The sequence below is a fragment of the Vibrio sp. IB15 genome, from assembly GCF_016406055.1.
Classification (GTDB): domain Bacteria; phylum Pseudomonadota; class Gammaproteobacteria; order Enterobacterales; family Vibrionaceae; genus Vibrio; species Vibrio chagasii.
Map to the genome: position 1 here is coordinate 43,209 of NZ_JAEFCE010000040.1, position 6,446 is coordinate 49,654.

At 43.8% G+C, this 6,446-nt stretch carries 5 protein-coding genes; 2 read left to right on the forward strand and 3 right to left on the reverse strand.

The features are described from left to right. Positions 1-256: 256 nt before the first annotated feature. Positions 257-2,128: a methyl-accepting chemotaxis protein gene (locus tag JC606_RS15160; RefSeq protein ID WP_137406701.1), complete on the forward strand. Its 1,872-nt coding sequence runs from the start codon at positions 257-259 to the stop codon at positions 2,126-2,128. A 130-nt stretch (positions 2,129-2,258) separates the two neighbouring features. On the opposite strand, the gene JC606_RS15165 is transcribed toward JC606_RS15160, so the two are convergent. Together JC606_RS15165 and ppiC are read right to left on the reverse strand one after the other, a co-directional pair. Beyond that, positions 2,259-3,644, reverse strand: coding sequence for an alpha-amylase family glycosyl hydrolase (locus tag JC606_RS15165; RefSeq protein WP_198778903.1), 1,386 nt, complete (start codon positions 3,642-3,644; stop codon positions 2,259-2,261). 554 nt (positions 3,645-4,198) lie between these two features. Next, entirely contained in the window at positions 4,199-4,528 is a 330-nt protein-coding gene (gene ppiC / locus JC606_RS15170) for a peptidylprolyl isomerase PpiC (protein WP_081090320.1), read from the reverse strand. Positions 4,529-4,691: 163 nt separating this feature from the next. On the opposite strand from ppiC, the gene JC606_RS15175 reads away from it, so the two are divergent. Next, positions 4,692-5,606 (forward strand): chemotaxis protein, encoded by a 915-nt coding sequence (locus JC606_RS15175; protein WP_198778904.1) that lies wholly within the window; start codon positions 4,692-4,694, stop codon positions 5,604-5,606. Positions 5,607-5,698: 92 nt separating this feature from the next. Here JC606_RS15175 and JC606_RS15180 read toward each other — a convergent pair whose 3' ends face one another. Further along, positions 5,699-6,259 carry an ATP:cob(I)alamin adenosyltransferase gene (locus tag JC606_RS15180; protein WP_137406698.1) on the reverse strand — a complete coding sequence of 187 codons (561 nt, stop codon included), beginning with the start codon at positions 6,257-6,259 and terminating at the stop codon, positions 5,699-5,701. Positions 6,260-6,446: the final 187 nt, after the last annotated feature.

Sequence of the window (6,446 nt, forward strand, 5' to 3'; positions counted from 1 at the left end):
AACGCATAAGTGCAAAATTAATACATTTTTAATTTCATCTTAAACACCCAGTTTGCTTATTCTTCAACTCATTGAAGCAATTACTAAAAGTAACAAATATGTGATTTAGTGAATTTTGTATTGTTTAGATTGTTGTGTTTTTGTGGTCTATTTTGTGAATTTACATTCAAGTAAATTTCCATCCTGTCGATACATATAAATACAAAAACACAATTAACTTTAGTCTTCGCAAAGCCTGTGAGAAGGGGAAAATTCAATGAAATTTAGCCATAAGGTGGTTGCTGCATCATCAGCCTTGCTGCTAGTGACAGTATCATTGCTTTCAATACAACAACTTTACACTGTGAGAAGTGCTGTACAAAACAACGTTAATGCGAGCCTAGAAGAAATGGTATCTGGTGTAAAAAACACCGTAGTATCAGAAATGAACGCCAAAAAAGCATTGGCGCAATCGACGACTGAAGTCATCGAGATAAACCCTCAAGACCGCATCTACGTTAAAACTATTCTAGAAAAACCAAAACTGAAAAACAGCTTTCTAGCAGTTGGTTTTGGTTATGAAGCAAACGGTTTCGTTATCGAGAATGATGACGGTTGGGAAGCAGGTCCGGATTACGACCCTCGAATTCGCCCTTGGTATATTGATGCTAAATCCCAAAACAGTTTAGTTGTTACCGCTCCTTATGTGGACGCATCAAGCAAAAAAGTAATTATTTCGGTTGGTACACCAGTTAAAGATAACGGACGCTTCACAGCAGGTATGTTCTACGATTTGGAGCTTACAAACCTGGCAACCTTGGTTAACCAAGTAAACCTATTCGATGCCGGTTACCTATTCCTTGTGACTGCTGATGGCACAACGATTGCCCATCCAAACGCTGAGAATAACGGCGAAAAGCTTTCAAGCTACATGCCACAAGCAACCATTCGCGAAGGCTCTCAAGAGATCGAAGTCGACGGTAAAATGTTCCTAGTTAACTTCACTCATATCCCAAGTGAAGATTGGTACATTGGTGCCATCCTTGATGAAGAGATCGCTTACCAAACGGTCGAAGACTTGAAAAACAGCTCAATGATCTATTCTTTGATCGCTGTGATTCTTAGTATCGTTGCACTCACGGTTCTGATTCGTGTGCTAATGCGTCCACTCGATGCTCTTAACCAAGCGATTCAAGACGTGGCTAGTGGCCAAGGTGACCTAACTAAGCGTCTAGATACCAATACAGATAAAGAGTTCTCTGACCTAGCTAGAGGCTTCAATACCTTTACTGAAAACCTACAAAATCAAATCATTCAATCGAAAGCGATTGGTGTGGAGATTAAACGTGGTACTGAAATCACAGTAAAAGGTGCAGGAGAATCAGCAAGCGCGATGAACACGCAACTGCAAGAGCTAGAACAGCTAGCGACCGCAATGAACGAAATGGCAGTAACGGCAACAGAAGTAGCCAACAATGCTCAAGGCGCAGCGGCAGCAGCTCGTGAAGCCGACGACGCAACACTAGACGGTACTTCTGTAGTAAGTGAAACCACTCAAGCGATTGATAACCTATCTGAGCGTATCGACCAAGCAGTCGCTGAAGTACAAGTTCTAGAATCAGCAACAGCTAACATCGAGACGATTCTTAAAGTTATCAACGATATTGCTGACCAAACCAATCTACTGGCACTGAACGCGGCAATTGAAGCAGCACGTGCGGGTGAGTCTGGTCGTGGTTTCGCAGTCGTAGCCGATGAAGTTCGAACTCTAGCGCAGCGTACTCAAGAGTCGACAACTGAAATCCGTAACATGATTGAACAGCTACAAGCCGGTGCTAGCTCAGTATCTAACGCGATGAATCAAAGTAAAGATACTGCCACCGATGCCGTTGAAAGTGCTCAGCAAGCAAACTCTTCACTGGACCGTATCCGTGACGCGATTCAGCGTATCTCTGATATGAACATTCAAATTGCTTCAGCAGCAGAAGAGCAGAGCTTAGTAGCGGAAGAGATCAATAACAACACAGTTAAGATCAAAGACCTTTCAACACAAGTGTCGACTGCTGCTCAAGAAGCGAATACCGCGATGCAAGTACAAACCGACAATGTTCGCCAGCAAGACGAGCTATTGAATAAGTTTACGGTGTAGTTACTTTTGGCTGCTAGGAACTAGGTTCTTAGCTTCAAATTAAAAAGGCCCGCTACTCACTCGAGTATGCGGGTCTTTCTTTTGGTCTTTTCACCTTCTGCCTGATCTATTGATCTTTATGAGGCTCAGATTAGTTGGTTATCAACATCATGCATTGATTAGACTCAACCTTGATCGTAACGGTGTTATCAACACACTCAATCACATCACCGGACAATAAATCCGTTACAGGCCCAGTCCAAGTCAGCGAAGCAGTTTTGCTGCGCTTCGACTTGTTGATCACAACAATGCCTTTATCTCCACGAACAAACACCATTAAGTCATCATTTGCTTCAACCACACGCATCGCTTCACCATGAACATGATTGTGGAATTGAATCATGCTTTTCATGTAAGGCGCTTGCCAATCATTGAGCCAACGAGGCTGACCATTCTGATCCAGGATACCACTTGTGCTTAATTCACTGTAAACCAGTGGTACACCGCCATCTCGACCAAGAATGAAGGCATGAGCCAAACGCTCGTCCACTTCATCCATTACATGCTCCAAAAACACCTCGTTGTTTGGAATGTCATGGGTTACTGCAAAGGTTATCGCTCTCATGTTCGACAAAGCTTGCCCAAAACAGTACGGGTTAATCAAAGATTTAAAACTGCCCTGCTCTTCAAAGGCTTTGAAGATAGTATTGAACAGTGGGAAATCGTAAGCTCCTAAACGAGTGTGCTTTAGGTAGGGCTCAAGAAACAGTTGGTACTCTTCCTCTGTCGCGCCACCATCGGTGATGATCTCACCAAAGATGTGCATTTCTTCGCAGATATCATCCGTCCACACCTTGCGCAAGTGTGACAGTGTCACGTGCTTTGCAGCATCAATGCGGAAGCCTTTCACACCAATCGCTTTCATAGCTTTTAGGTAAGCTCGCTGCTGTTCAACCACATTGTCGTTGTCTAACAGGGTTGGTAAGCCCGGATCGCTGGCTCCGCCAGTAATACGTCCATTCTGCACTTCCCATGTGTCTTTCCAGTTTTTGATTCCAAACGCTTCTACGAAGTCATTTTCATTAAATAACGACTCAGAAAGATCACCAAACAAACGGATAGATTCATAGTATTCAGGGTCTTTTTGGTAAGACGCCATATCTTGTTCATTTGGATAGGTCAGATCACTACGGATGTCAGACTCGTTTGCCATGTGGTTGAACACCACGTCCACATAGGTACGCAGCCCATGTTGCTTTAACGTGTCTACCATCGCTTTAAAATCGTGTGTGTCACCCAACTGATTATCAATCACACGATAATCTTGTGGCTGATAACGTTGCCACCATTGAGTGCCAGACGCTCTATCAGCGCCCTGAGGGCCGCGTAACGACTTCATCGCTGGTGAAACTAAAACTGATTTATAACCCAACTCTTGGATCAGTGGGGCGTTCTTCATTACGTCAGCGTAGCACCAGTCAAAGGCATGCAAAATAACATCTGTCGCTGGGTTGCTTAACATAGCTGAACTCTCCATGTTGTTCTCCTACCAAACTCGTTTACAGCTTTGTAGGGCGTGTTGACCTTTCGTGGTTAAATTTTGTTCGAGATAAAAGCGTTTTAATAGCGGCGAGGGGGAAGTAACCTAGTCATTCTAAGCAAATCTCCCTCAACAAAGAGTAAAACGCTTTTTGCGGGGGCGCCCAGCTCGAACCCTTCGGGCAGCGTTTGCTGGTCATTTCTACTACGTTATCGGCTTCTCATGTAGGCTAACTACACATCCAAGCCTCTGCCTTGTATAAATACCCAGCAACTCGCTGCAAAAATCAGCTCGAAAGATCAACACGCCCTAGATCAAGGCAAAGGCTAAAAGGCAAAGCTGCTTAAATTTCCTCAAGAATGGTGTTTATTATATGAGTTACTCATTAAAAACCCTCATCCTCCTGCCGATTAGTCACGGCGGATAGTTGAGGGCGTAGCAACAATTATCGTATAACGTCTGGGATGAATACTCAGCCATTATTCACTGATAAGTTACAAAAAAGGAGCGTATATACGCTCCTTTCTATTCCATCTAACACATATCTTATACTAGGTTCTATAAAGAACCTTAACCACGTGCCAGCCGAATTTCGTTTTAACAAGATGTGGGACCAGCGTCTCGCCAGAAAAACAAACCTTATCAAACTGAGGCACCATTTGACCTTTTTGGAACTCGCCTAAATCGCCGCCCTTTTTGCCCGATGGGCACGTTGAGTGCTTCTTCGCTAATGTTTGAAATTTAGCGCCCTTTTTTAGCTGCTTGATGATGTCTTCTGCTTGTTCTTTGTGCTTCACCAAAATATGAAGCGCTGCTGCTGTTCTTGCCATAATAACTCTCAGTTTGTTGCTGTCTGCTTGCCGACTTGCATTCGTCGACAGCGAGTATTTAGCGTGATTTTAACCCAAGAAACACCATTCTTCACTCTATAACCGAAAACAACCGCCTTAAAGCCCCTAAAAACAGTAGAGTTACTTGCCGCGACTGCTATTTCCCTTTAAATTATTCTTTATAAATTAAGCGTGTAGTAAATAGGAGCCAATTATGGCCAAACCGATCAGTAAAGCGAGTCAGTCACAGGGAATGTTGATGTTCAAATTGTCCCTCACTCAAAGTTTTGCGATTGGCACGCTTAAAGTCAGGGAAATCGTGCCTTTTCAACCAATGACCCAAATTCCCTACTCTCACCACCATGTGATTGGCACCGTGACCATTCGCGACCTTACGGTTCCAGTGATTGATATGTCTGCAGCGATTGGCTTTCGCCCGATCACTCCCGCTGAATACAATGATTGTGTACTCATCGTGACCGACTGCTTAAGAACGGTCGTAGCATTCTTAGTTCGCTCAATCGATAAAATCATTGAATGTGATTGGAAGAGTATTGAATCGCCACCTGCGAGTGTCGGTCGTAATGTATTTGTGACGGGCATTACTCGTTTTGAAGATCGTATCGTGCAAATGCTCGATGTCGAACTACTGCTCTCTAAGATCTACCCAGATTACGAGAACGCGCATATTCCAATGCTGACCGACGTAGAAAGGGAGCGCCTCAAGGCACTAAACATCTTATTGGTGGATGACTCTTTGATTGCGCGTAAGCAGCTATCTGACGCTCTCGACAGCATCAACATTCCTTATAGCATCTGTAATAACGGTTTGGATGCGATTGACCTAATGCGACGCCAAGCTAGCGTGGGCAAAGCGATTGACCTTCTTGTCAGTGACATTGAAATGCCGGGATTGGATGGTTACGAACTTGCATTTGAAGTACAAAACGACAGTGCATTGAGTCATGCTTACTGTATTTTACATACCTCACTATCGAGTGAGATCTGTGTTGATCGTGCGAATCAGGTGGGTGCCCATGAAGCGCTTGAAAAGTTCAATGCGGGTGAGTTAATCGAAGCCATGCTACGCGGCGCAAAGGTCTTAAACGACGCCTCTACGGTTGCTTAGGGCTCTTCACGAAGCTAAACCAGCATCATGCTCAATGGTTTAGCTTCTAAGTCTCTTATTTCTTCAAATCTCAATAAGAATAGAGCTAATCGCTAGCCACTCTTTTTCTGCGTAGAGCTTTTGGGCATAGAATAGCTCTTACTCACGAATTCCACTTCCTCTACTTCATTGACATGATTGGTGAAAGACGCCAATGCATACAGTGTGTTCGCAACTAAGTTAGCGTATTTAAAAAGAATCGGATCCGGTGACTTTTTACTTTCATGATGCTCAATGCTCACCAAAGCTCGCACCACTTTCTTAGCCTGGCAACGACACAAATGAAGCTCACTCGATATTCGATTCCCACCAGGTAATACGAACCCTTTGAAGCCACCTTCTAACTGCTCACGGATGCGGTGGTAATCTTGCTTAAGCTCGACCAGTTCGGATTCAGTAATCGCTAACTTCCCACGTACGGAACCATTCAAATGATAGATGTTCGGCTGCAGGCGTTGCAGGATCTCGCGAACTTGTGGTTCCAATTCCAATGAAAGAACCAATCCAACTCGGCAACAAAGCTCATCCGACAGAATCTCAAAATCACAGATAGGGCTTTCTTCATAAATAAACGGGTAACAGAACTCGTCCCAATCTCGACTTACTGGTTTCACGTAGCGATCCTTACACATAAATATTAATCAAACGCCAATATACCAAACTCTTTGATTTAGTCTGCTTTTTCTCACATCAACGCCCAGTGTGTTTACAACGATTTTTAGACGTAAAAAAGCCCTCACATTGGACAATGTAGTTCACTTAAGCGGAGCTGCTTTGCGATTAATTGGGTAGCGAGTCTTT

Bases quoted from the DNA above. Each gene is read 5' to 3' on its own strand.
- JC606_RS15165 (WP_198778903.1), bottom strand. From the start codon at position 3,644: ATGGAGAGTTCAGCTATGTTAAGCAACCCAGCGACAGATGTTATTTTG.
- JC606_RS15160 (WP_137406701.1), top strand. From the start codon at position 257: ATGAAATTTAGCCATAAGGTGGTTGCTGCATCATCAGCCTTGCTGCTA.
- JC606_RS15175 (WP_198778904.1), top strand. From the start codon at position 4,692: ATGGCCAAACCGATCAGTAAAGCGAGTCAGTCACAGGGAATGTTGATG.